Source organism: Sorangium sp. So ce296 (genome assembly GCF_051529605.1).
Classification (GTDB): Bacteria; Myxococcota_A; Polyangia; order Polyangiales; family Polyangiaceae; genus Sorangium; species Sorangium cellulosum_D.
Map to the genome: position 1 here is coordinate 9,432,034 of NZ_CP150325.1, position 23,059 is coordinate 9,455,092.

23 protein-coding genes are annotated in these 23,059 nt (G+C 73.4%); 13 read left to right on the forward strand and 10 right to left on the reverse strand.

Annotation, left to right across the window (positions count from 1 at the left end):
• Positions 1–282: 282 nt before the first annotated feature.
• Positions 283–1,665 (reverse strand): sigma-54-dependent transcriptional regulator, encoded by a 1,383-nt coding sequence (locus WME98_RS34915; protein WP_437945988.1) that lies wholly within the window; start codon positions 1,663–1,665, stop codon positions 283–285.
• A gap of 304 nt (positions 1,666–1,969) precedes the next feature.
• Between WME98_RS34915 and WME98_RS34920 the strand changes: the two genes are divergently transcribed.
• The 4 genes from WME98_RS34920 (at position 1,970) to WME98_RS34935 (ending at position 6,344) form a co-directional block, all read left to right on the forward strand.
• On the forward strand, positions 1,970–3,118 hold the full coding sequence (locus WME98_RS34920; protein WP_437945989.1) for a hypothetical protein: 1,149 nt from the start codon (positions 1,970–1,972) through the stop codon (positions 3,116–3,118).
• A 117-nt stretch (positions 3,119–3,235) separates the two neighbouring features.
• Complete coding sequence (locus tag WME98_RS34925) at positions 3,236–4,603, forward strand: metallopeptidase family protein (RefSeq protein ID WP_437337031.1); 1,368 nt, start codon at positions 3,236–3,238, stop codon at positions 4,601–4,603.
• Positions 4,604–4,745: 142 nt separating this feature from the next.
• Entirely contained in the window at positions 4,746–5,276 is a 531-nt protein-coding gene (locus WME98_RS34930) for a hypothetical protein (protein WP_437945990.1), read from the forward strand.
• A gap of 33 nt (positions 5,277–5,309) precedes the next feature.
• Positions 5,310–6,344 carry a peptidyl-prolyl cis-trans isomerase gene (locus WME98_RS34935; protein ID WP_437945991.1) on the forward strand — a complete coding sequence of 345 codons (1,035 nt, stop codon included), beginning with the start codon at positions 5,310–5,312 and terminating at the stop codon, positions 6,342–6,344.
• Positions 6,345–6,432: 88 nt separating this feature from the next.
• Here WME98_RS34935 and WME98_RS34940 read toward each other — a convergent pair whose 3' ends face one another.
• Both WME98_RS34940 and WME98_RS34945 read right to left on the reverse strand, forming a co-directional pair.
• Positions 6,433–7,239 carry a hypothetical protein gene (locus WME98_RS34940; RefSeq protein WP_437945992.1) on the reverse strand — a complete coding sequence of 269 codons (807 nt, stop codon included), beginning with the start codon at positions 7,237–7,239 and terminating at the stop codon, positions 6,433–6,435.
• A 313-nt stretch (positions 7,240–7,552) separates the two neighbouring features.
• Positions 7,553–8,182, reverse strand: a complete 630-nt coding sequence (locus WME98_RS34945) for a hypothetical protein (protein ID WP_437945993.1) — start codon at positions 8,180–8,182, stop codon at positions 7,553–7,555.
• Between the two features lie 137 nt (positions 8,183–8,319).
• Here WME98_RS34945 and WME98_RS34950 point away from each other — a divergent pair, with 137 nt between their 5' ends.
• Genes WME98_RS34950 through WME98_RS34960 form a run of 3 tightly spaced genes read left to right on the forward strand, consistent with a single transcriptional unit; the run spans position 8,320 to position 9,880 of the window.
• Positions 8,320–8,613 (forward strand): 4a-hydroxytetrahydrobiopterin dehydratase, encoded by a 294-nt coding sequence (locus tag WME98_RS34950; protein ID WP_020734113.1) that lies wholly within the window; start codon positions 8,320–8,322, stop codon positions 8,611–8,613.
• 26 nt (positions 8,614–8,639) lie between these two features.
• Positions 8,640–9,464: a ribonuclease III gene (gene rnc / locus WME98_RS34955; RefSeq protein ID WP_437945994.1), complete on the forward strand. Its 825-nt coding sequence runs from the start codon at positions 8,640–8,642 to the stop codon at positions 9,462–9,464.
• Positions 9,461–9,880, forward strand: a complete 420-nt coding sequence (locus WME98_RS34960) for a hypothetical protein (RefSeq protein WP_020734115.1) — start codon at positions 9,461–9,463, stop codon at positions 9,878–9,880. Before rnc ends, WME98_RS34960 begins: the two co-directional genes overlap by 4 nt.
• A 44-nt stretch (positions 9,881–9,924) precedes the next feature.
• On the opposite strand, the gene WME98_RS34965 is transcribed toward WME98_RS34960, so the two are convergent.
• A complete protein-coding gene (locus WME98_RS34965; RefSeq protein WP_437945995.1) occupies positions 9,925–10,986 on the reverse strand; it encodes a hypothetical protein in 1,062 nt (353 codons plus the stop codon).
• 296 nt (positions 10,987–11,282) lie between these two features.
• Here WME98_RS34965 and WME98_RS34970 point away from each other — a divergent pair, with 296 nt between their 5' ends.
• Both WME98_RS34970 and WME98_RS34975 read left to right on the forward strand, forming a co-directional pair.
• Positions 11,283–11,801, forward strand: coding sequence for a tRNA (cytidine(34)-2'-O)-methyltransferase (locus tag WME98_RS34970; RefSeq protein ID WP_044987962.1), 519 nt, complete (start codon positions 11,283–11,285; stop codon positions 11,799–11,801).
• Positions 11,802–11,893: 92 nt separating this feature from the next.
• Entirely contained in the window at positions 11,894–12,409 is a 516-nt protein-coding gene (locus WME98_RS34975) for a hypothetical protein (protein WP_437939958.1), read from the forward strand.
• 147 nt (positions 12,410–12,556) lie between these two features.
• Here WME98_RS34975 and WME98_RS34980 read toward each other — a convergent pair whose 3' ends face one another.
• The 3 genes from WME98_RS34980 to WME98_RS34990 all read right to left on the reverse strand — a co-directional run bounded on the left by WME98_RS34980 (position 12,557) and on the right by WME98_RS34990 (position 15,457).
• Positions 12,557–13,063, reverse strand: a complete 507-nt coding sequence (locus tag WME98_RS34980; RefSeq protein ID WP_012234339.1) for a CarD family transcriptional regulator — start codon at positions 13,061–13,063, stop codon at positions 12,557–12,559.
• 623 nt (positions 13,064–13,686) lie between these two features.
• Positions 13,687–14,622 (reverse strand): Ppx/GppA phosphatase family protein, encoded by a 936-nt coding sequence (locus tag WME98_RS34985; protein WP_437945996.1) that lies wholly within the window; start codon positions 14,620–14,622, stop codon positions 13,687–13,689.
• Between the two features lie 10 nt (positions 14,623–14,632).
• On the reverse strand, positions 14,633–15,457 hold the full coding sequence (locus tag WME98_RS34990) for an OmpA family protein (protein ID WP_437319210.1): 825 nt from the start codon (positions 15,455–15,457) through the stop codon (positions 14,633–14,635).
• Positions 15,458–15,934: 477 nt separating this feature from the next.
• Between WME98_RS34990 and WME98_RS34995 the strand changes: the two genes are divergently transcribed.
• Positions 15,935–16,315 (forward strand): hypothetical protein, encoded by a 381-nt coding sequence (locus WME98_RS34995; protein ID WP_020734121.1) that lies wholly within the window; start codon positions 15,935–15,937, stop codon positions 16,313–16,315.
• 426 nt (positions 16,316–16,741) lie between these two features.
• Here the strand turns inward: WME98_RS34995 and WME98_RS35000 are convergent, their stop codons facing one another.
• Together WME98_RS35000 and WME98_RS35005 are read right to left on the reverse strand one after the other, a co-directional pair.
• Complete coding sequence (locus WME98_RS35000; RefSeq protein ID WP_437572564.1) at positions 16,742–18,352, reverse strand: hypothetical protein; 1,611 nt, start codon at positions 18,350–18,352, stop codon at positions 16,742–16,744.
• A gap of 28 nt (positions 18,353–18,380) precedes the next feature.
• Entirely contained in the window at positions 18,381–19,040 is a 660-nt protein-coding gene (locus WME98_RS35005) for an AgmX/PglI C-terminal domain-containing protein (protein ID WP_437945997.1), read from the reverse strand.
• Between the two features lie 118 nt (positions 19,041–19,158).
• On the opposite strand from WME98_RS35005, the gene WME98_RS35010 reads away from it, so the two are divergent.
• On the forward strand, positions 19,159–19,647 hold the full coding sequence (locus tag WME98_RS35010) for a hypothetical protein (protein ID WP_437945998.1): 489 nt from the start codon (positions 19,159–19,161) through the stop codon (positions 19,645–19,647).
• Positions 19,648–19,704: 57 nt separating this feature from the next.
• Here WME98_RS35010 and WME98_RS35015 read toward each other — a convergent pair whose 3' ends face one another.
• Positions 19,705–20,406 (reverse strand): HNH endonuclease, encoded by a 702-nt coding sequence (locus WME98_RS35015; RefSeq protein WP_437945999.1) that lies wholly within the window; start codon positions 20,404–20,406, stop codon positions 19,705–19,707.
• Positions 20,407–20,688: 282 nt separating this feature from the next.
• Here WME98_RS35015 and WME98_RS35020 point away from each other — a divergent pair, with 282 nt between their 5' ends.
• Both WME98_RS35020 and WME98_RS35025 read left to right on the forward strand, forming a co-directional pair.
• Positions 20,689–21,585, forward strand: a complete 897-nt coding sequence (locus WME98_RS35020; protein WP_061621746.1) for a 3'-5' exonuclease — start codon at positions 20,689–20,691, stop codon at positions 21,583–21,585.
• Between the two features lie 7 nt (positions 21,586–21,592).
• Positions 21,593–23,056, forward strand: a complete 1,464-nt coding sequence (locus WME98_RS35025) for a tetratricopeptide repeat protein (RefSeq protein ID WP_437946000.1) — start codon at positions 21,593–21,595, stop codon at positions 23,054–23,056.
• Positions 23,057–23,059: the final 3 nt, after the last annotated feature.

Consider the following 23,059-nt stretch of genomic DNA (forward strand, 5'->3'; position numbering starts at 1 on the left):
CGGCGAGCACCGACCGAGGTGCCATAAGGTCCCAGCGGGCTCCGCCTCTCAGGCGCGCCTTGTGTGGCGCGCGACGAAACGTCCCAGGTGGCAAGGCCCGAAGGGAGACATGCCGGGCGGTGTTCTCAGCGCAAGCTCCCTCGTCCCCGCCTCGGCGGATGGCCGAGCGCCCACCCGCGGCCGCCGCGCAGACCCTCCCCTCGGCGCGGCCTCCCGGCAGGGCCCCCTCTCCGTCGCCGTCGCCGTCGCCGTCGCCGTCGCCGTCGCCGTCGCCGTCGCCGCCTACTCGTCCTCCGCCTCCCCCTTGTCCCCGCGCAACCCGAGCGCCTTGCACTTCTTGTAGAGGTGGCTCCGCTCCAGCCCGAGCCCCCGCGCCGTCGCCGCCATCTGCCCTCCGTAGTGGCCGAGCGCCTCCTCCAGGATGGTCCGCTCCGCCTCCTCCGCGAGCACCCGGAACGGCACCCCCGGCCGGAAGATCCCGCCCTTCATCGCGGCCTGCTGCCCGCCCAGGCAGACCTTCACGTCGCCCTCGTCGATCGTCTCGTCCGGCGTCAGGATCACCAGCCGCTCGATGATGTTGCGCAGCTCCCGCACGTTCCCCGGGAAGCTGTAGGCGACGAGCATCCGCATCCCGCCCTCCGTGAACGCCATCCCGGGCCGATCGTTCGCCTGCGTCGCGAGCGCCAGGAAATGCCGCGCCAGCAGCGGCACGTCCTCGCGCCGCGCCCGGAGCGGCGGCAGCGACAGCGGCAGCACGTTCAGCCGATCGTAAAGGTCCGGCCGGAACTGCCCCTCGCGGCACGCGGCCTCGATGTCGCGGTTCGTCGCCGCCACCACGCGCACGTCGACCTTGATCGTCTCCTGCCCGCCCACGCGCTCGATCTCCCGCTCCTGCAGCACCCGGAGCAGCTTCGCCTGCATCGCGAGCGGCATGTCCCCGACCTCGTCGAGGAACAGCGTCCCGCCGCTCGCGCGCTCGAACTTCCCCCGCCGCTGCTTCGTCGCGCCCGTGAACGCCCCCGCCTCGTGCCCGAACATCTCGCTCTCGATGAGCTCGCTCGGGACCGCAGCGCAGTTCATCTTCTCCAGAGGCCCGCGCGCCCGCTTCGACGCCGCGTGGATCGCGCGCGCGACGAGCTCCTTGCCGGTGCCGCGCTCGCCCGTCACGAACACCGTCGCGGTCGCCCTCGCCGCCCGCGCGATCTGCTCGCGCAGCTCCAGCATCGCCCGGCTCCCGCCGATGAGCTCGCCCACCTGGCCGGTCTGCGTCCGGAGCGCCTTCGCCTCGGCCTCGGCGCGGACCAGGCGCAGGGTGTTCTCGAGCACCAAGAGCAGACGATCGGTCGACAGCGGCTTCTCCAGGAAGTCGATCGCGCCGAGCCGCGTCGCGCGGACGGCGGCGTCGACCGTCGCGTGGCCGCTCATCATCACGACCGGGATCTCCGACCCCGCGGCGCGGATCCGCTGGAGCAGCTCGACGCCGTCGCCGTCCGGCAGCGAGACGTCGAAGAGCGCGATGTCATAGCTCCGCTTCGCCAGCTTCTCCTCGGCCACGCCGACGCCGCCAGCGACGTCGACCGTGTAGCCCTCGAGCGACAGGGCCTTCTGCAATGTCGTCAAGATCGCTCGCTCGTCATCGAGCACCAGCACATGTCCGCGCGGCATGCTTGCCACCGTAGCGCGGAACCGCCGCGGCCGACGCCCGACGGCGCACGCCGCCATGCGCCGCCGCGCGCCGCCACGCAGCAGCGTGCGTCGAGCGCGCGTCGGCAGCGACAAGAACCCGTGGCGAACGGCCCGACGCGCGGGCGCCGCTGCGCCGCAGGCGCCGCCCCCGCGCGCCGGAAGCGCGCAGCGCCGCGCCCCTCTCGCCGCGGTCCGTGACGCCGCGACCCCCGCCGCGACTCCATCGCGCGCGACATGGAGAAAGGGGCTCCGGCGCCCGTGCGCTATGGTAGCTTGGCGCAGGATGTCTGCCGACGGTCCGGCGACGGCGGAAGGAGATCTGGAGCGGACGCCGTTCGCTCACCTCTTCGTCTATGCCGTCGACCACCGGCTGACCGGCTCGCTCATCCTGGTGGAGCCCACCGGCGCCGAGCACACCCTGCGGATCGTCCGCGGATCCCCGATCAAGATCCGCCCGAGCGACGGCTACGCCCGGCTCGGCGAGATCCTGCTCGAGGAGGGGGTGATCTCCGCGGACATCCTGTCGGACGCGCTCGCGACCAGGGGCCTCCTCGGCGACGTGCTGCTGCTGACGGGGCTCCTCGACGCCCCGACCATCGACTGGCTCGCGCAGATCCAGTTCGTGCGGCGGATGGTGCGCCTCTTCGACCTGCCTCCGGAGACGAAGTACCGCTACTTCGACGGCCTCGACGTGCTCGCCGACTGGGGGGGCGACCCCGCGAAGGTCGATCCGCTCGGGCTCCTCTGGGCCGGGCTGCGCGACCACGGCGAGCGCTCGACGCGGCTCCATCGGACCCTGGAGCGGATCGAGTCGGTGCCCCTCCGCCTGCACCCCGCCCTCGAGCCCGGTCGCTTCGGCTTCAGCGAGGGCGAGCTCGCCGTGCTCGACGTGGTCCAGTGCTCCGCGCCCTCGCTCCCCGCGCTCATCCGGTCCGGCGTCGCGCCGGAGTCGACGGTGCGCAAGCTCATCTACGCCCTGGCGATCACCCGGTACCTCGATTTCGGGAAGGGCATCCCGGTGGGCGCGGAGCCCTCGTCGAGCGTGCCTCCGGCCAGCGCGGCGAGCCTGTCGCTCGGGCGCATGCAGCTCCGCCCCACCGTGCATCGCGTCGGCGCCGCCGCGCCGGATCCGGCCGGCGACGGCGAACGCGCGCCGGTGCTCGGTCGAGGCCGCCGCCGCGATCGCATGTCCTCGGAGCCGTCGCCGGTGTCCACCGTCGCGGGGACGTCCCCGCTGAGCGGAGGCTCGCTCTCCGCCGCGGTGGCAGCCGAGCTCGCCAGCGCCGCCGGGATCGCCAGCGCCGCCGGCATGGACAGCGGCCGGCCGCCGCGCGAGCCCTCCGGCCCTGGCAGGGACCGCGAGGGGTGGGGCTCCTCGGCTCCGCCCGGCGAGGGCGGCCCCGGCGGCTCGCCGGCGACCGAGGACCCCTGACGACGACGGGCCGCGGCGGCGCTCCACGCCCGACGACGTCACGCCGCGCTGGAAGGCGCGCGACGAGGCCGCGCCGCGCTGGAAGACGCGCTCGCGTTTCTTTATAGGCGCCGAGCGATGCCGAGCCCCGCGCAACGCCCGCTGCCCGATCAGGTCCACCTCCCCTCCGGCACCGTGGTGCGCCTGTCGGACGCCGCCGCGCGCGCCGAGGCCGCGACCCTCTTCGGCGCCCCCGGGGGCCGCGGCGGCGACGAGCGCTCCTCCGTCGGCAGGTGCGCGCGCGACGTCCAGGTCCTCGCGGGCCCGTCCGTCCTGACCGACGCGCGCGGCGCGCCGCTGGATCCGCTCGGCCTCCCGCTCGCCGACGCCCATGTCCTGCGCGCGCTCCTCGCGTCGGCCGGCGTCGTCCCCGAGGAGCCGGGCGCGTACACCTGCGAGAACTGCGGCGCCCCGTTCGAGGTCGCCCCGTCGCGCCTGCTCGAGATCGGGCCGTTCACCGACGGCGAGCTCGACGATCCCGAGCTCGATCGCCCGTTCGATTTCGGCGCGCTGCACCCGATCCCGGCGCTGCGCGTGGGGCGCGCCGTCTGCCGCGGCGTGCGGTTCGCCGAGCGGACCGTGGAGGAGGCGATGCCGCTGCTCCGCCTGCCCGGCGAGGGCGCGCTCCGGATCACGCCGTCGCTGGTCGTGGCCATGGGGATCGCGGCGCTCGGCCGCGAGCGGCGCGCGAAGGTGATCGCCGACGCGCTCGCCGCGGCGCCGGACGAGGCGTGGGCGGCGATCGTCGACCTCTACCACGAGGCGCGCTACCCCGCGCGGCTCGTCGCGGTCCACCGCTGCCAGGGCTGCGGCGCCCGCAACGATCTCGACGTGCCCCTCGAGCGCGAGCTCGCGCGCGCGCCGCTCCGCGCCCCCGAAGCGGGCGCGGACGATCCCGAGGAGCCCGGCGCGCCGGCGGGGAGGCCGGGCGCCTTCCCGGATCTCGACGCCTTCGAGGCGCGCGTCCGCGCGGCGGCCGAGCGCATTTACGCGGCCCGCGGCGTGCGGAACATCGACCTCTTCATCGACGCGGGGGTGCCCGCCTGCGACGACGGCGGCGAGCCGCTGCTCGGCTGCTACACGCCCGGGACGCCCGCGGACGAGCTCGGGATCGCCCGCCCTCCGGAGATCCGGATCTTCTACCGGACGTTTCGGTCGGAAGCTCGCGCGGACCCCGGGTTCGACGTGGACGCGGAGATCGCCGAGACGATCGACCACGAGGTGACCCACCACCTGCACCACCTGGCCGGCAGCGATCCGCTCGACGACGAGGAGCACGCGCAGATCGAGCGCGAGGAGCTGCGCCGGATCGGCCACGCCGAGGCCGCGCGGCGGGCGCGGCGCGGCGCGCTCTCGGATCTCGCCGGCTTCGCGCGCGCGACGTGGCCGGCCTGGGTGATCGCCGCGGTCGGAACGGCCCTCGCGTGGTGCGAGGGCGGACGCTGACGCTTCGATGCCGCGCGCGCCGCGCCCCGCGCTCGCCGCTTTCTTCGAAGCGGGGGATGAGCTGTTTATACTGCGGGGACAGCAACAAGATGTGCCGGGGACTACCGGCTCCTCGAGCGCCGCTGTGCTCCTGCCGAGGATCGTGAAGACGAAGAGCTCGCCGGCCGCCAGGGCCGGATCCACCAAAGCGCCCCGTCCTGCCAAGCGGAACGGCGATGCGCAGAACCGCCGGGGAAGCCCGGATGCGGTCGAGAAGCGCCGGGCGGCGCGCCGGTTCAACGAGCTGTTGCTGGGCGGCGGCGGCCGCGCCGGCGACGGCCGCACCGAGCGCCGGCGCCGGCGCCTGCTCGCCGAGCTGGCCGAGGGCGTCGCGCGTCGCGGCAAGCGCGCGCTCAAGCCGATCGACGTCCTGTCGCGGGTCGAGGAGCTCCTCGAGCTCGGCGAGCCGCTCGCCTCGATCCGCAAGGCGTACCCGCCGCCGCCCCCGGTCGAGGTGACGGCCGAGCTCGTCGAGGGCCTGCGGCACCTCCACCGCGCCTACGGCTTCTCCGCGGACGTGTACCGGTTCGTCGGGCTCGACGCGCACGCCTTGCGGAAGGCGGGGGTGCTGGGGGGCAGCGAGCGCGGAGAGCGAGGCGCGTCCGCCGAGGCCGCGCGCCGCGGCGCGGCTTGACCTTGCCCGCCCGCGCGGGGATAACCCGCTCCGATGCGCGCGAGAACGGTGAAGCTCTCCCTCGCCGCGGCCGCCGTGGCGTCCGTGTGCGCGGCGTCGACCGGCCTGTCGCTCCGCGCCGAGGCGCAGACGCCGGCCGGCGGCGCGGCGGACGCGGTGGTGGCGCGCGTCGGCGACCGGGTGATCACGGCGCCGGAGGTCGAGCGCAGGCTCGCGCAGATCCCGCCGTTCCAGCTCCAGAGCTTCGGGCGCACGCCGGAGGAGATCCGGAAGAACTTCGTGAGCCAGGTCCTCGTGCGCGAGCAGCTGCTCGCCCAGGGGGCCGCCGCGCAGAAGCTCACCGAGCGCGCCGACGTGCAGGATCGCGTCCGCAGCGTCCTGCGCGCCGCGCTGCTGCAGCGGCTCCAGGCGGAGGCGGCGGCGAGCTCCCCGGTGACGGACGAGGAGGTCCGCGCCTACTACGAGGCCCACCGCGACAAGTTCAGCTCCCCGGCGATGGTCGCGCTCTGGCGCATCCTGGTCGCGACGCGCGAGGAGGCCGAGGCGATCCTGGCGGAGCTCAAGAAAGACCCGTCGCCCCAGCGGTTCAAGGACATCGCGCGCGAGAGGTCGCTCGACAAGGCGACCAGCATGCGCGGCGGCGATCTCGGCTTCGTGGCGCCTGACGGCGCCACGTCCGAGCCGGGGCTGAAGGTCGCCCCGGGGCTCCTTCAGGCCGCCGCCCGGGTGAAGGACGCGGAGCTCGTGCCCGAGCCGGTGCCGGAGGGCGATCGCTTCGCCGTGCTGTGGCGGCGCCAGAGCCGGAGGCCCGTGAGCCGCTCGCTGGAGCAGGAGGCGCCGTCCATCCGCCAGATCCTCGCGCACGGCAAGGCCGAGGCGCAGGTGAAGCAGCTCCTCGAGCGCCTGCGGGCGCAGGACGTGTCGGGCCATGCGCCCGAGCTCGTCGACCTCATCGACGTCACCTCGACGGGCGATCTGCAGCCGCTGAAGCGCCCGGGCACCCTCGCGAGCAGCCGCCGCCCGGGCGCGCCCCCGCCATCGCCCGTGCCGCGCAACGACATGCGCTGACGCACGGCGACCGGGCGCGGAGCGCGGCGACCGGCGCGGAGCGCGGCGCCTACGCCTTCGGATCGCCGCGATCGATCGGGGGCGAGCGTCAGCTGAGGGCGACGGCGAGCGCGATGGCGGCGAGGCCGGAGGCGATGGTGAGCGCGAGCGCGGCGAGGCTGCCGGCGCGTCGGGCGCGCTCGGCCGCGCCGGGGTGGAGCGCGTAGACCCCGAGGAGCAGCGCCGTGGCGGCCCTGCCCGGCACCCGGAGCGAGGCCGAGAGGAGCTGCTCGGCGCCCTTGACGCCGCCGGTGACGAGCATGACGAGCGCGCCGAGCGGGCCGGCCATGAGGTCCCAGCCGCACGCGTAGAGCCCGAAGCGGATCGCGCGCCGTCGCTCGGGCCGCGCTCCCTGGCGGCGCGCGCCGAGATCGAGCGCGGCGCCGTGCAAGGCGTGCGCGAGGACCATCCACACGGTGAGCCCCGGGACGCCGAGCGCGAGCCACTGGAGGGCGCTCTCGCGCGCGGCCGGGTTCCGGGCGAGCTCCAGCGTCAGGCCCGGCAGCGCCAGCGCGGCGACGGGCAGGAGCGCGACGATCATCGAGAGGATCGCGAGCGTCTCCGCCAGCAGGGCGAACCGCATGGCCGCCGAGATCGCGCCGTCGGGGATCGCCGCGAAGAACGTCTCGGCCCCGAGCGTGGTCGCCTTCGAGGTGGCCCAGAGCCGCGACCAGACCCCGTCGATCGTGCGCTCCCAGGGGATGATCGCGACGACCCCGGAGCCCTCGTCGGTCGCCGCGGCGCACCCGGCGCAATCGGGCTGGCCGCAGCACGCGCAGAGCACCGCCGCGGGGACGTCGAACACCTCGTCGTCCCGCGAGAGCTCACGGCGTACGCTGGCAGATTTCTTGGCCATTGCGCACCTTCGAGGAGCGGACGGAGGCCACTCCCACCAAGGTTACGTCGCACGAGCTGGCCTGTCGACCCGAGACGCCCCCGGGCGCGTTCGTCGTCGTCCTTCCCACCGCGCTTCCCGCCGCGCTTCCCTCCCGCGTTTCCCGTCCGCGTGCCGGGCGCGCCTCCGCATGCGCGCCCGCAGCGCGATGCTCACCGGCCTCACCGGCACCCTCGCGGCGCGGGATCGGCGCTGCGCTCGGAGCGGAGAGCGTCACGATGCCGGAGATCGGCCATCGTTTCCTGTCCTGCGCCACGCGCCACGCGCGGCGGGCTCAGTGCAGCACCTCGTCGCCCCGCCGCCGCTGTCCCGTGGGGAGGTCGTCGATCCTTCCCCCGAAGAACGCTGCGGTCGCCAGCGCGAGGAGCGCGATCGCCCCGGTCGCGTAGAGCCCGTACCCCCACGCGAAGCGGACTGGACGGAGCAGCGTGCTGGCCGGCGTGAACAGCAGGCGCATCGCGACGGTGGTGAGGGCGACCGCGGCGAGGAACGCGACGGCCACGCGGGCGCCGCGCATCTTGTGGATCGAGCGCCGCGTCAGCACGAGCGGGATCATCACGAAGAACGCGACCGCGGGGGCCCAGATCCACCCGAGCCTGCGCGCGAGCCCGAAGCCGCTGAGGTCGCGGAGCTCCGGGGCCGTCTCGTGGACCCACGGCGCGAAGAACGCCGCGAGGCCGAGGACCGCGAGCGCGAGCAGGGCCCCCCTGCCGCGCCCGGCGTAGGTCCACGGGAGCGGCTCCATGTGCGGCGGGAGCGGCGCGTCGGGGTCCTCATGGAGCGCCTCGTACGAGGGGGGGAGCTTCGAGAGCGCCTCCAGCCGGAGGCCGCAGGCGGGGCAGGTGGGCGCCTCGCTCGCCTCGAACATCTCCCGGCAGAAGGGGCAGGCGTAAAGCCCGGTCATCGCGGCGGGAGGTATAGCGCACAGCGGCCGAGCGCGCGGCGAGCGGCGGACGGCGCGGCGAGCGGCGGACGGCGCGCGGGGGCGAGGTCCGCATTCGGGGTTCCACCGAGGCGGGGCTTAGCTCATAGTTGCGCCCCATGGGCAAGCGTGATCGGCTCTCGGGCGATGAGATCGCCGGGTTCGTCGCGGCTCACCCGGGCTGGGTGCAGGCGGGCGAGCGGCTCGAGCGGAGCTACTCGTTCCCGGATTACGGGGCCAGCGTGGGCTTCGTGATGCGGGTCGCCCTCCTGGCCGAGCGGCGCGACCATCACCCCGACATCGAGCTGTCGTGGGGCAAGGTGCGGGTCGCGTGGTCTACGCATGACGCTGGCGGTCTGACGGCGCTCGACCTGGAGCTGGCCGAGCTGACCGACCGCCTGAGCACGGGCTGACCCCGCGCGTGGGCAAGGTGCTGGCGATGCTCCCGAGCGAGCTGCTGCGACGTCTGGATCTGGGGCTGGAGGGCGAGCTGCCGCACCTCGAGGAGGCGCTGACGCACCCGAGCTTCTCGAACGAGCAGCGGGGCGGCCGGCGCGTGGACAACCAGCGCCTCGAGTTCCTGGGGGACGCCGTGCTCGGGCTCTGCGTGACGGAGCTCCTGATGGAGCGGTTCCCGGGGGCGCGCGAGGGGGAGCTCTCGATGATGCGCTCGGCGCTTGTCAACACCGACGCGCTCGCGGCGTGGGCGCGTGGCATCGAGCTCGGCGCGGCGCTCCGGGTCGGGCGCGGCGCGGAGGTCGCCGGGGAGCGCGACCAGACGAACGTGCTCGCCGACGCGGCCGAGGCGCTCGTCGCGGCCCTCTACCTCGACCGCGGCTTCGAGAGCGCGCGCGCGCTGAGCCGGAAGATCGTCGCGATCCCGCTCGCCCAGCTCGCGAGCGGCAGCATGCTCGGGCGCGACGCGAAGAGCGAGCTGCAGGAGCGCGTGCAGGCGCGCGGCGCGGCGTCGCCGCGCTACCGGCTGATGGGCACGGAGGGGCCGGACCACGACCGCGCGTTCCTCGTCGCCGTGGAGGTCGATGGCCAGGTCATCGGCACCGGCCGGGGCCGGTCGAAGAAGCTCGCGGAGCAGGCGGCCGCGCGCGCCGCGCTGGTGGCGTGCGCCGCGCCGGAGCCCAGGGCCGCATCCGATGAACGAGCGCCCGCCGAGGCCGCGGGCGGCGCGCCCGAGGGCGCGGGGGCCCCGCCAGCCGGCGGGAGCTCCTCCGAGCAATCCGTGAACGACCGAGGACCCAGCCGATGATCCGTCACCTGTTTCTTGCCTTCACCTTCGCGCTCTGCTCGCTCTTCGTCGCGCTGCCGGCCTGGGCCGGGAGCTACCTGGACAGGGCGAGCCTGCTCCTCGAGGAGGCGCGCAGGGAAGGCGACATGCTGCTGCCGCGCACCCATGACAAGGAGCTCATCATGGTGGTGCACGCGCTCGCCGAGGCGCGCGCCCGGGTGGCGAGCAAGATGGAGTGCCCTGCCTCCGTCTCCAAGGCGCACCCCCACCTCCTGCTCGTGCTCGAGAACAGCGAGCGCGCCGCCGACGCGGCCGCGCAGGGCAACTTCAAGAAGTTCATGGAGCACCTGACCGTGGCGCGGAACGAGGATCGCGCGTTCCGGGCGCTCCTCGCCGAGCTCGGCTACGCGCTGCCCGATCTGAGCTCGAAGCGCTGAGGGGCTGCGGCCGCGCCGGGCGTCCCGGCGCGGCGCGGCGCGCTTCAGAACACGGCGCCGAGATCGAGCGCCAGGGTCCACTGCGACCCGAGCCCGGCGAACTTGTTCTCGCCGTTGATCTCGTGCTTCGAGCCCTGGTTCGCGTCCTCGGGGCTGACGACGTCGGTGACGAAGTGCGCGCCGAGCTTGACCATCTGGAACCGCAGCTGCGCGCCGAAGTGGAGCCGGTGGCGCGTCATGCGCACGGCGTCGAACACGACGGTGTTGTTGAAGTCGGCCTGGGAGCCGCCGTCGCACACCGGCTGGCCGTCGTGCGGGAGCGTCTCGCCGTTCGAGCCCGTCACGGGGTTCGCGGGCGAGTTCAGCCCGCGGAAGTTGCAGTAGCTCACGGCGTCGGTGTTCGGGGTGAGATCGATCAGCCCCGAGTCGCCGAAGATGTGGATCCACTGGTAGCCGGCGTACGGGGTGATGACCACGGTGCCGCCGATCGGCAGAGGCTTCGAGATCTGCGCGTCGAAGCCGGCGACCGTCAGCTGGAACTCCTCGGTCCCGGTGACCGTCCGGACGCTGCCGCCGACGGCGAACTCCGGGAAGATCGCGGGGATCCCTCGGCGGAACCCCTCGAACAGCGCCCAGCGCACGTCGGCGCCGCCGCTCACGAGGCTGGTGTTGGCGAGGAACCCGACGGCGCCGGTCAGCTCGAACCCGAACGGAAAACCCTTGCGCACCTTGAGGGAATAGTGCTGCAGGAACGAGTCCGGGCTCCGGTTCTCGATCGAGGACTGCCCGCTCGCCGGATCCGGCGGCCCCTGCGTGCCGCGCTTCCAGTAGTCCGCCTCGCTGTCAATCTTCGTGTAGTCGGCCTCGATGCCGATCTCGAACCCGCCGTAGCCCGTGGTCCGCGCCGAGTGCATCGCCGAGGGCGCCACCGCGAAGCCGTACTGCGCGATGAGCTTCGCGAACGCCGCGTCGTCGGTCAGGCAGCGCTCGTAGCCCGACGCGGGGTTGTAATAGACGCCGCCGTCCGGCCCTCGGACGCTGCAGGGCGCGGCGGCACCGGCGCTCGAAGCCCGGTCGCGCACGAGCCGCGCGAGCGCCGGGTCCATGGAGTCTGCAGCCGCCAGCGAGGACGACGCCACCCCCGCGAGGGCAATAGCCGATGCGATCCAGCACGATGCGCGCATTCCGTGTCTCCGAGGCGGGAGGCTACGTGTCCGCTCGTACAGCCGTCAAGCGGACAGAGGCGCCTCGGCCGCTTCCGATCGCGTTTTGCGCGCGGCGCGTGGGCCGGCACCCGGCGAGGCGGCGGCGGTGGTGAGGGTGAGGGTGAGCCGAGCCTAGCCGCGCGCGATCCCTCCGCTCGGGGCTTGCGGCGCGCGGGCGCGTCGCGGAAAGAGAGGGCGTGCTGAAAGATGGTCGCCCCCGGCTCCGCGCGGCGCCGCTCGATCCGCCGTTCCGGATCGTGCTGGTGGAGCCCGAGATCCCGCAGAACACAGGCAACATCGCGCGGCTCGCGGCTGCGACGCAGAGCCCCTTGCACCTGCTCGGGAGGCTGGGGTTCCGCATCGACGAGCGGAGCGTCCGCCGCGCGGGGCTCGACTACTGGCACCTGGTCACGCTCGAGCAGCACCTTGACATCGCCCACTTTCGCCACCGGCACCCGAACGCGCGGCTGCGCCTGTTCAGCGCCGTGGCGCAGCGGAGCTACCTCGACGCGGACTTCCGGCCGGGCGACGCCCTCGTCTTCGGCAAGGAGAGCGTGGGCCTCGATCCCGATCTCCTCGCCCGCATGCCCGACGACGTGTTCGGCATTCCCACGCTGGGCCCCGTGCGTTCCCTCAACCTGGCCAACGCGGTGTCCATCGTCCTCTACGAGGCGCTCCGCCAGGTGGGCGCGCTCGCGGGCGCCGCGCCGGGGTGACGCCGCGGGGCGCAGCGAGCGCGCGGCTTCACCCCCGCGCGGCGGCGCGCGCGGTGGACGCCGGCGGGGCGTCGTTCTAAGGGACGGGGCCGATGATCGCGCACCGGCAGCACGCACGGCACGGCGGCGGAGGGGCGGCCGCGCGCCTCGTTCGGGCCGGCGTGGCCGTCGCGCTCTCGGTCGCGGCGCTCGCCTCGGCCGGGTGCAGCAGGCGGCCCCCGAACGGCACGCCCGACGGCGCCGTCCGGGAGCTCGTCGCCCGCCTGCGGCAGCTCCACGGCGACCCGGCGGACGCCAAGGCCGCCTTCGAGCTCCTGTCCCGGCGCGCTCGGGACAACCTGGCCGCGCGCGCGCAGCGCTACAGCGCGGCGACGGGCAAGGCGATCGCGCCCGAGGCGATGATCACGCCGTCCCGCTTCCTCCTGCGCTTCGAGCCCCAGCGGTACGTCGCCCAGATCGCCGGCGCCCACGCCCTGGTGGACGTCGCCGGCCTGCTCCCGGGCGAGCGCGCCCAGATCCCTTGCGTCTACGAGGACGCAGGGTGGCGCGTCGATCTCGCGCTGCCCGCGCTCCCGCCCGTCCAGAAGCGGCCGGGCAGCGATCTCTGAGCGCGCTCGCTCCGACAGGGCCGGCGCGGGCCGCGGCGCGCTGCCCGGCCCCCGGGCGCGGGATTTCCGGCCCACAAAAGCCCGGAGGCCGGCAGTGCCGGCCTCCATCGGCAGCGGCCACATGGCCGCTAGCCATGAGGGTTCGCCTCAGTTGGCGAGAAAGATCGCCTCGATCTCGGTCTTCACCTGCTCTTCCGTCTGACCCCGGGCGATCGCGATCTCCTTGACGATCAGCGTCCGGGCGGTGTCGAGCATGCGGCGCTCACCGAACGAGAGTTGCTTGTCCGTCTTCAGGCGGTAGAGGTCGCGGAGCACCTCCGCGACGTCGTAAATCGACCCGGTCTTGATCTTGTCCATGAAACCGCGGTAGCGGCGGTTCCAGGTCTGATTGTCGAACGCGATCGTGCGCTCGCGGAGAATGTCGAAGATTTCCCGGATTTCCTGTTCAGAGATGACCTGGCGAAGGCCGACCGCGCTCGCGTTGCTGACAGGGACCATGATTTTGCGATCCGTGTCCAAGATGCGGAGAACGTAGAATCGCTGGCGATTCCCAGCGATGTCCTTCTCCTCGATGTTGACAACCTCGGCAACGCCTTGGGCCGGGTAGACGGCTTTGTCGCCCACCTTGAACTGGATCTCCGAACGAGCCTGCATATCGTCTCCTTTGCCTTCCACCCCGCCGTCTCTTTATTTTTTCGTCTGCCTCCCGAAATCCTCTTCGGGAAGCGGCCGTTGAACATGCGGTTGAACCTGGACCCGCAGAACCGACAGACACCGTCGCGCATTCCTAGAAAAGAGCCGTGAGCCGCTCTCGAGACCGCTGTGCGAGAAGCAGACGCGCGAGCACCACCGCCATGACCTTCGAGAGGTCGGTGCTCCGGCGTGCACAGTGGAATCTTGAGCAGCGGCGGTAGAAGCGGACGGTTCCGGGCGGAAGGGATTGAAGTTGGGGGAACGGCCCTCTCGAACAAGGGCCAGTTTGCGCCAGGCGCGCGCACTCTAGTGAGCCGGCCTAAATACGTCAACGAAAATCCCCGAAGATGCCCCATCGTGGCGTGATCATTCTGGTTTTTCTCTCGGGATCCGGCGGGGTCACAGTGTGCACCGATGGGGGCATCCGCGTGGATGCACGCTGGCTCACGCCCCCTAGTCTAGGGCAGAGCGGGCGTCTCCGGGAGAGGTGGCGGACCTGACCGGGGTGGGATGGGTCGAAAAATCTGGCAGCCACAACGGTACCTACCGCTGTGACCGTCCGTACCTTGAACGCACCGGGGGGCTCAGGCGGCGCAGAGCCGCTCGGCCAGTCCCCAACGGACGCCGCGATCCGAGGCGACGAGATCCACGGGCGCTCCGGCGAGCCGCGAGGCCCACGCCAGGATCTCCTCGATGAGCACGCTGCCCGCCACGATGACGTCGGCGCGCGCCGGATCCAGCGCGGGCAGCTGCCTGCGCTCGGCGAGCGGCAGGGCGGCGAGCCGGGAGGTGGTGGCCACGATCTCCGCCCCGGAGAGTCGCGCGCCGTGCACGCGGGCGCCGTCGTACGGCGCGACGCCGCGGACGAGCGCGGCGAGGGTCGTCACCGTCCCCGCGACGCCGACCAGGGTGGGCGCCGCGAGCGGGGGCACGGACGGGACCGTCGCCAGCGCGGCCCGGGCGTCCGCGCGGACCGCCTCGAGCTCCTCCGCGGCCGGCGGATCCGCGCGGATGTGGCGCTCGGTCAGCCGGACGCTCCCGACGTCGAGGCTCACCGCCCGCTCCACCGCGCCACCGATGCCGCCGACGATGATCTCCGTACTGCCTCCGCCCACGTCGAACACGACCCTGGGGCCCTCGGCCGGCAGGTCGAGCCCCGTCAGCGCGCCGGCGTACGTGAGCTCCGCCTCCTCCGGCCCGGAGATCACGCGGGGCGCCACGCCGATGAGCTCGCGGGCGCGGGCGATGAACTCCTCGCCGCCGGCGGCGTCGCGCATCGCGCTGGTCCCGACGGCGTCCACGCGCTCCACCCCCAGGGACCTGAGCTCCTCGCCGTAACGGGCGAGGCAGGCGAGCGTCCGCGCGACGGCCTCGGGCGCGAGCGCGCGCGCCGCGTCGACCCCCTGGCCGAGCCGGGTGATGGTCGCGCGCTCGACGAGCGCCACGAGCTCACCCCCGCGGCGCTCGGCGATGAGAAGGAGGACCGAGTTGGTCCCGATGTCGATGGCCGCGACGCTCATGCCGGAGACCTCACTGGGTGAGCGTCTTCAGGTCGAGCATCTCCTCGACGTTCGGCAGCACCACGAGCTCGCAGCGCCGGTTGGCCTGCTTGTTCTCCGGGGTGTCGTTCGGCTTCACCGGGTCGGTGTCCCCGTAGCCGGAGGCGCTCCACTTCTCGGGCTTGAGGCCGCCGCCGCCCTTGTCCTGGGGCTGGAGCAGGAACGCCAGCACCTCGCGGGCGCGCATGACGCTGAGCCCCCAGTTGTCCTTGAAGCGACCGCCGGCGAGCGGGGCGTTGTCCGTGTGCCCGGCGACCTGGAAGGAGCGCGACGACAGCCCGGCGTCGTTGCGGATGACCTCGGCCACCTTGAGCAGGATGTCCTGGCCCTCCTTCTTGAGCGTCTCCCGGCCGGAGTCGAAGAGGACGTCGCCGGGCAGCTGGATGACCATCCGGTTGTTGCGGACGGTCACGTTGAGCCCGAGCTTCGTGAGGGCCTGGAGCTTCTCCCGCAGGACCTCGAAGCGCTTCTTGATGTCCTCGAGCTGCTGGGCGCGGCGGCGGAAGTCCTCGAGCGCCCGGGCCTGCTGCTCGAGGTTCGCGTTCAGGTTGGAGATGTCGACGCCCGCGGCCTTGAGCTGGGACTTGAGCTGCTCGATCCGGGCCGCCGCCTCGTCGAGCTCGCTCTTGGCTTTCTTGTTCTGCGCCTGCTCGGCGCTCAGCTGGGTCTTCAGGCCCTCGATCTCGCGGACCTTCGCCTGCATCTCCTCCTCCGAGTAGCCGCACCCGAGCGGCCCAGAGCCGGCGAGGAGCGTTGCACCCAGGAGCAACCACGACGTCGAGCGACGAACCAACATACCTTTCCTCCTAGAGCCGCGCGGCGCTCGGCCATGAGGGGCGCCGCGCCGGCGGCGCGACCGTAGCGAGGCGAATGGCGCCGCACAAGGCTCTCTAGAGCCTGCGCAACGCTGGTGCTCCATGCGACCATGAGCTCTCCGGCGCCGTTCGCCGCGCCGCGCGGGCGCGCGATCGCCAGGGAGGAGCACGGAGGGCCAAGACAGACATTCGAGCGATTGTCAACGAAAATCCGTTGTCCAGTGCGGTCTGGTTGTTTTCGCCACGGCCTGATCCGGCGTTTACCCTCGCAACGCTTGCGGACCAGTTTGCCTGGAACACATGGGATACATCGGTTTAGGGCCTGCAAGATTTTCCTTGACCATCACCATGCGTGGCAATATACGTCGTGCAACATCTGTTGCCTCGGTCAGGAGTTCGTAGCGGCGAGGACGTTGGGCGATGTCCGCCGCGCCGGGGCAAATGCAGGAGGATTTCCAATGGCTGCTAAGAAGACCGCGAAGAAGCCTGCGAAGAAGGTGACGAAGTCGGCCAAGAAGCCGGCCGCCGCGAAGGCCGGGAAGGTCGCGAAGAAGCCGGCGCGGAAGGCAGCGAAGAAGGCCGCCCCGAAGCGCGCCGCCGCCAAGAAGACCCCGAAGCGCGCGGCCGCCAAGAAGCCCGCCGCCAAGAAGGCCGCTCCGAAGCGCAAGGCGAAGGCGGCCGGCAAGCGCGCCGCCGCGCCGAAGAAGGCGGCCGCGCCCCGGGGTGGACGCGCCGCCGCGAAGCGCGCTCCGGCCAAGGGCGGGAGCGCCCGCGGCGCGCGCAAGAGCACGCCGGCCCCGGCCCCCGCGAGCACCGGGCCGTCCGACGAGTCGGAATAAGGCGCAGAAGGCGCGCCTCGCGTTTCTCTACAGCTCGAGGCGCCGCGAGCGGGCCTGCCGGCCGCGACGAGACAATCCGACGACTAAGACGTCCGGGGGGTGAGGACGCCGCAGCGACGGCGCGCTGAGCCAGGCCGGGCGCGCGGGTGGACGAGGTCCCCGCGACGGCGCCGCCGCCCAGGGCCGCGGCGACCGGCATCGGCGCGACGCGCGGCTCGCTGCCGCGCCACGCGGCGCGGCGCTGGAGCGGCGCGCGTGCATCCCGGCCGGCGCGGCGGGCGGAGAGGCCTGCCGGCGCCGCAGGCGGCGGACGGGCACCCGGGGGTGGAGCGGCGGCGCGGCGCGCCGGGGGCGCTCGCCGAGAGCGCGCGGTGGCGCGGCGTCGAGGGCGCTCGCCGGGCGGTCGTCAGGCGCGCGCCCGAACGATCAGGCGCGCTCGCCCAGGTAGAGCCGGAGGGCGCGCGCGGCGCCCTTGCGGTCGAACGGGACGCCGACGAGGTCCTCGCGCTTCGAGATCTGCTCGAAGAGCTTCACCAGGAACTCGGAGAACGCCTCGCACTCGCGGATGGCGGCGTCGAGCCGCTGGGGATCGAGCAGATCGCTCTCCTCGAGCGCCGTCATCGCCGAGACGAACGCGTCGACGCGGGGGTAGTCGCCCACCCGGAGCAGCGGGTAGCCCATCGCCCGGAAGTACGAGAGGAACTCGCGGACGAACGCGAAGCTCGCGATGCCCGTCCACCGATCGGGCGCCGGTCCGGTGGTGCGCGCCTTGCTCGCGAACGCGCGGGCGATCTGGGCGAACATCCACACGTCGCGCCGGAGGCGATCGCTCGTCGCCCGCCGCGCCGCCTGGTCGTCGAAGACGCGGCCCTCCTCGAGCTTCGCGCCGAGCGACCTGCCGAGGAACAGGATCGCGTTCTGCAGCGCGGGGCGGAGGCCGTGCGCGACGGCGCGGAGGCGGACGCGGTACTCGGACTCGCTCACCAGCGCGTCGGCGGGCGGGAGATCGTGCTCGAAGGCGCGGCGCATCTCGAGCCGCAGGTTCGCCGCGAGCCCGGTCAGGGCGGCCTTCGTGGAGAGCAGGCGGTGCCCCTCGGCGGCGAGCTCGTCGTGACGCGCGACGACGTCGCTCGCCGGCACGCGCAGGAGATCGCGCTCGAAGCTGTCCGCGAGCAGCGCGCCCGCGCGGCGCCGGAGGTAGTTCGAGAGCGCGCGGGCGTCGCTGCGCAGGACCGCGAGCACGAGGTACCCGCGCCCGGCGACGCGGTGATCCGAGTGATCGAGCGCGATCGCGTCGAGCAGCCGCAGGTACCGGAGCATCCGGAACAGCGCGAGGAACGTGAGCGCCACGAGGCGGTGCGCCTGCTCGCCGGGCACGCGGTGGATCAGCTCGAGCACCTGCGTGGACGCGATGCGATCGAACTCCGGGCGAAACTCGAGCGCGTGGAGCGGGTTGAAGAACGTGCTCTGCGCGATCTCGCGCATCGCCGTGGCGAGGTGGGCGTAGAAGAGCCTGAAGTTGACCCGCGGCAGCCGGAGCAGCCCGCCCGCGACCTCGATGAGGTTCGTGAAGCCGTGCCGCAGCACGAAGAGGCTGGACTCGGGCGACTCCTGCGCCATCGTCGCGTGCAGGAGCCGCGTGCGCGCGGTGTCCTCCGGCAGCACCGTCTCGAGGTAGCGCTGGAAGACGAAGGCGCGATCGCGGTCGCCGAGCATGGCGCGCGTCAGCTGGACGACGCGCGCCATGCCGTCGCGCGCGTGCTGGAGGTGCTCGCGGAAGTCGTGGCTGACGATGGTCTGGCGCCGGCCGGCGCCGGGGTGGTTGCGCGGGTTCGCGAAGCAGGCGACGCCCTTGAGCAGGATCTCGAGCTCGAAGAGCGTCTCGTCCTTCTTGTCGGCCGCGAGGCGCGCGAACCACGCCTCGCGGGCCTGCTGCTGCTCGCGCCTCAGGCCGCGCGTGTCGCGGAGCAGCTCGGCGTAGGCATTGCGGCCGGGGTAGCCCGAGCCGCGCAGGATCCCCGAAGCGTCGCTCGACACTGACGTGCTCCTCCCCGGCGGCGCGTGGCTAGTAGTTGCGCCGCTTGAAATCGAAGGGGTAGGTCAGCACGGTCTCCTTGCCGCTCGGCGAGCGCGCCCAGGTGATCGACTTCGCGAGCTCCGCCATGCACGACTCGATCTGCGGCGCGGTCACGTCGCTCTTGTCGCGCACGATGCTCGCCTCCTCGAAGGTGCCGTCGGGCTTCAGCTTGAGCTGCCACGTGATCCTGCCCTGCGCGCCCGGGTGCTTGCGGGCGTAGAGATCGAAGCAGCAGCGGAAGCCGTCGCGCCTCGCCTTGATCGCGTCGACGAGCGGCTGCAAGCGGTCGCTCGAGCCCGCGTCGGCGGAGGTCATCGCGTTGTTCATCACGACCCCGCCGTCGGGCGGATCGTTCGTGATCTCGGAGGCGATCACCTTGCAGTCCTCGACCGTCTCGGGCGCCTTCTTGCGCGCCGCGGGTCTGTCCGGCTGCGCCGGCGCGGCGGCCGCGCCCGGGTCGGCGGCGCCCGGGGCTGCGGCGCCCGGGTCGGCGGCGGCGGGCGGCTGCGACTCGGGCGGAGGCGATGCGCCGAGCGGCGCGCTGTCCGGGGGCGTGGGCGGCGCGGTGCCGCTCGAGCAGGCCGCGAACAGGGTCGCGGCGAGGAGGACTCCGGTGAACACGGCGCTGGCAGTGGCGCAGGGACGCATGGCGCGCATACTAATCGCTCCGGATGAGCGGAAGCGAGGCGCCTTGTGTTTTTCGCCCCCGCGCGCCGCGCTCCGAGCTCTCTTTGGCGGCTGCTTCCGGCTGCTTACGGCTGCCGCCTTGAAGATTCCGCTGTCATTCATCGCGGGCGCCGCCCTCGCGGTCCTCGCGCCGGCCGGCTGCGATCCCATCGCCGAGCCAGAGCTGTGCGGGGAGATCCCCCAGGGAGGGTGCCCGGTCGGCCGAGGAGGCAGCTGCGACGACGCCGCGTGCAGCGCCCTCCACGACTGCCTGGACGGCGCCTGGACCGAGGTCGCGCGGTGCGATCGGCCCGGCGGGCCCGCGGTGGACGCGGGCGCAGGGGGCGGAGACGCGGGCGCGGGCGGAGGAGAGGACGGCCGGTGCGAGGCCGTGACGCTCGACCACGGCGGCGAGGCGCAGGGCTGCGCGCCCGCGCTGCAGCTGCCGGACTGCCCGGCGGAGGCCGCCGAGACCTGCGCGGACGCCGCGTGCCGGACCGGCTGCATCGATTTCTTCCTCTGCGCCGAGGAGGGGTGGAGAGCGGTCGCCTACTGCGACGACCAGGGGCGCGTCGCCGTGATCCCGTGAACGATGCCGCCGTCGGCGCCCGCCTCGGTCGCCGGCGCGGCGCAGGCGCGAGGGCGGTCAGCCGGCCTTGAGGAAGGGGCTCCACTCGTCGAACGAGTGCGGCAAGCCGATCAGGATCTGCATGGTCGCCGACCAGCGCGGCGGCACCGGCTGGCGGATGAGCCGCATGCTGGCCTCGTCCGGCGTGCGCCAGCCCTTGCGGAGGTTGCACGTGCGGCAGGCGGTCACGAGGTTCTCCCAGGAGTCCTCGCCGCCGCGCGACCGAGGGAGCACGTGGTCGATGTTGAGATCGCGGATGGGCGGGCGGCGCGCGCAGTACTGGCACTGGTGCGCGTCGCGCAGCATCACGTTCTTTCGCGTGAGCCGGATCGTCGGGCGCCGCATGCGCTCGTAGCGGCGGAGGTGCAGGACGCGCGGCACGCGGAGCGAGCCGCCGACCACGGGGAGGCCGTCGTCCTTGTCCCGCACCGGCAGCCGCCGCCAGGCCGAGAAATCGTGGAGCTCGCCGAGCTCGTCGATGGCGAGGGCGGCGCCGCCGAAGAGCAACAGGAAAGCGCGGCGCGCCGTCGTGATCTGCACAGGCTGGAAGAAGCGGTTCACCACGAGGACGGGAAGATCGAGCGGCTCGGTCCTGCGCTCGCGGTGAAACCCCGAAGACGCGTCGCCGAGATCGAGCTCCTCGTGAGGAGAGCCCCCCGGGACTGTAGCTACCCCGTCCGGCACGCTGAGGAGTGTAGCAACGAAAGCCCCCTTGAACATCCGGTGCTGCAGCGCGGAAATTCTGCTGGAACGCCGCCGTCGCGGAGGGACGCGCCCCGCGCCCTCGCCTGGAGACCGCGCCCGGTCCGCTGAGGCGCGGGGGGCCGCCATCGGGGCAGGGCCCGCGGGAGGCCAGGGGGCCGGCGCCCGAGCATCGCCGGCCGGGGGCGTCGCCCCGCGCCGCGGACCGCTTTCGGTCGGGCGCCGGTTTCGGTAAGACGCCTCCATGCCGAGGGACGGTCGCCCCCTGGGTCGAGCCGCCGGGGTGGGGAAGCAGGTCGGATGACGGAGCAGCGCGAAGGAGCGGAGCCAGAGCGGACGACCGGCGCGGAGCCCCCCGCCGGCTCGCCGTGGGACGATCCGATCGAGCGCGCGCCGCTCGTGTTCCTCGATCTCGAGATGACGGGCCTGCGCCCCGAGAGCGACCGCGTGATCGAGGTCTGCGCCGAGCGGGTGCGGGGGGACACGTGCGAGGACGCGATCACGTCGCTCGTGAGGCCCGAGCCGGGCGTGTTCGGCAACGCGCACGTGCACGGCATCGATCCGCAGGAGCTCGCGGGCGCGCCCACGTTCGCCGAGCTCTGCGATCGCATCGCTCAGGTGACGGAGGGCGCGGTGCTCGTCGCCCACGCGGCCGCGTGGGACGTCGCGTTCCTGGAGGCGGAGCTCGCGCGGGCGGGGAAGGCGAAGCGCGTGCCGTACTACCTCGACACGCTCGTCCTCTCCCGCCGGGCCTTCGCCCTGCCGAGCCACAGCCTCGCCTCCCTCTGTCGGGAGCTCGGCGTGCACCGCGAGCGCGCCCACCGGGCCGAGGATGACGTGCACGCCCTGCGCGGCGTGTTCCGCAAGGTGCTGGAGGTCCTCGCCCCGCGCACGCCGCGCGACCTGTGGCACGTCCGGATCGGCGAGCGCCACGCGCGCCCGGAGCTGGTCGCCGCGGCGGTGCGCGCGGCCGAGCATGGCGCCACGGTGCGGGTGCGGTACCGGCCGGCGCGCCGCGGGCCGGAGGAGCTCGTCGTACGGGTGACGGGGGTGCGAACGGACCTCGACCCACCCCGGGTTCTCGGCTATCTGCTCCCGTCGCGCAGCCGCCGCGAGCTACGGGCCGATCGCATCCTGGCGATCGAGCCGATTTCGTCGGGAGAAATCGGCCCGGACGGCGCGCCGCAAAGGGCCTGAGATCCACGTGCGAATCCATTCGAATCGAAACGCGCCGACGAGGAGCTCCCTCGCTGCTCGCCTCGGCGGCCTGCTGACCGCGACCCTCCTCGCGTCGTGCTCGACGATGGTCGGCCCGGAGTCCGCCCGCCCGCCGGCGGCGGAGAAGTGGCTCGCCCGCGCTCGACAGGAGTTCCAGTCCGCCGACGTCGACAATGCGCGCGATGCGGTCGCGAAGGCGCTGACGATCGTCCCTACGGACACCGAGGCCCGCCTGCTCGCGGGGCGCATCGCGCTGGCCCGGCTCGACTACGCCGAGGCGCTGCGCCTCCTCAAGGGCGTGGCCGGCTCCGAGGCCGCCGGGATCCGCGGGCGCGCGCTCTGGTACAAGGGCGACCTCGACGCCGCCGCCGACGAGCTCGAGGCGATGCTCGACGATCCGGAGGTGGTCGACGACTGGGCGAAGTCGATCGCCAAGCTGGCGCGGCGCGGGGCGGGGCGCGCGCCGTTCACGCTCTCGGGCGGGCTCCTGGCGGCGATCGAGATGCCCCACGTCAACCCCGCGGCGCCCTTCTTCGTCGTCGAGCTCGAGATCGACGGCGAGTCGGCGCTCGCGATGGTGTCGACCGGCACCGGCGAGGTGGTCCTCGACAGCAGCACGCGCAAGGAGCCGAGCTGGGTCTCGCTCCGCTTCGGCCGGCGGCTCGAGGTCAACGACGTCCCGGCCCTCACGCAGGACCTCTCGGGCATCTCGAAGCAGATCGGCGCGCCGGTCAAGGCGCTCCTCGGCGTGAACCTGATCCGGCACCTCAACGCGACCATCGACTACGCCGGCCGGCAGTTCGTCGTGCGCAGCTTCTCCCCGCCGGCGCCGCCCGACGCGACGCGCGTCGACGTGGCCTTCATCAAGGGCGGCGGCATGGTGCTGCGGAGCAGCCTCGGGCCCGACAAGACGGTGCAGGGGCCGATGCTCATCGACACGTCGATGACGTTCCCGATCGCGCTCGACAAGGAGGGCTGGAAGAAGGCGGGCTTCGAGGCCGACGGCCTGAAGCGGGTCGAGCAGGATCCGGAGCAGAAGCTGAAGCAGGGCGTCGTGCCGATGCTGCGGCTCGGCGCGCTGGAGATCCCGAAGGTCCCCGGCGTGTACGGGGCGCCGCTCCAGGCCGTCGAGAAGCAGCTCCAGCTCGATCTGGACGGCGTGATCGGCGCGGGGCTGCTCGCCTACTTCCGCGTCACCTTCGCCGACGGCGGCCGGCTCATGTGGATCGAGGACGACACCGCCGTGAACAAGGTGCTCCAGGGCGGCGAGCCGGCGCCCGCGAACGAGGGGCAGGTCCCCGCCGCCCCCGCGGACGGGGCCGGCCCCGCGGGCGGGATCGGCTCGCCCGTGCCCCAGGCGCCCGCGCCTCAGGCGCCGCCGGCGCCGCCCGCGGCCGCGCCGAAGTCGACCCCGCCCGCGGGCGCTCCCAAGCGGACGCCGGACCGGTGAGCG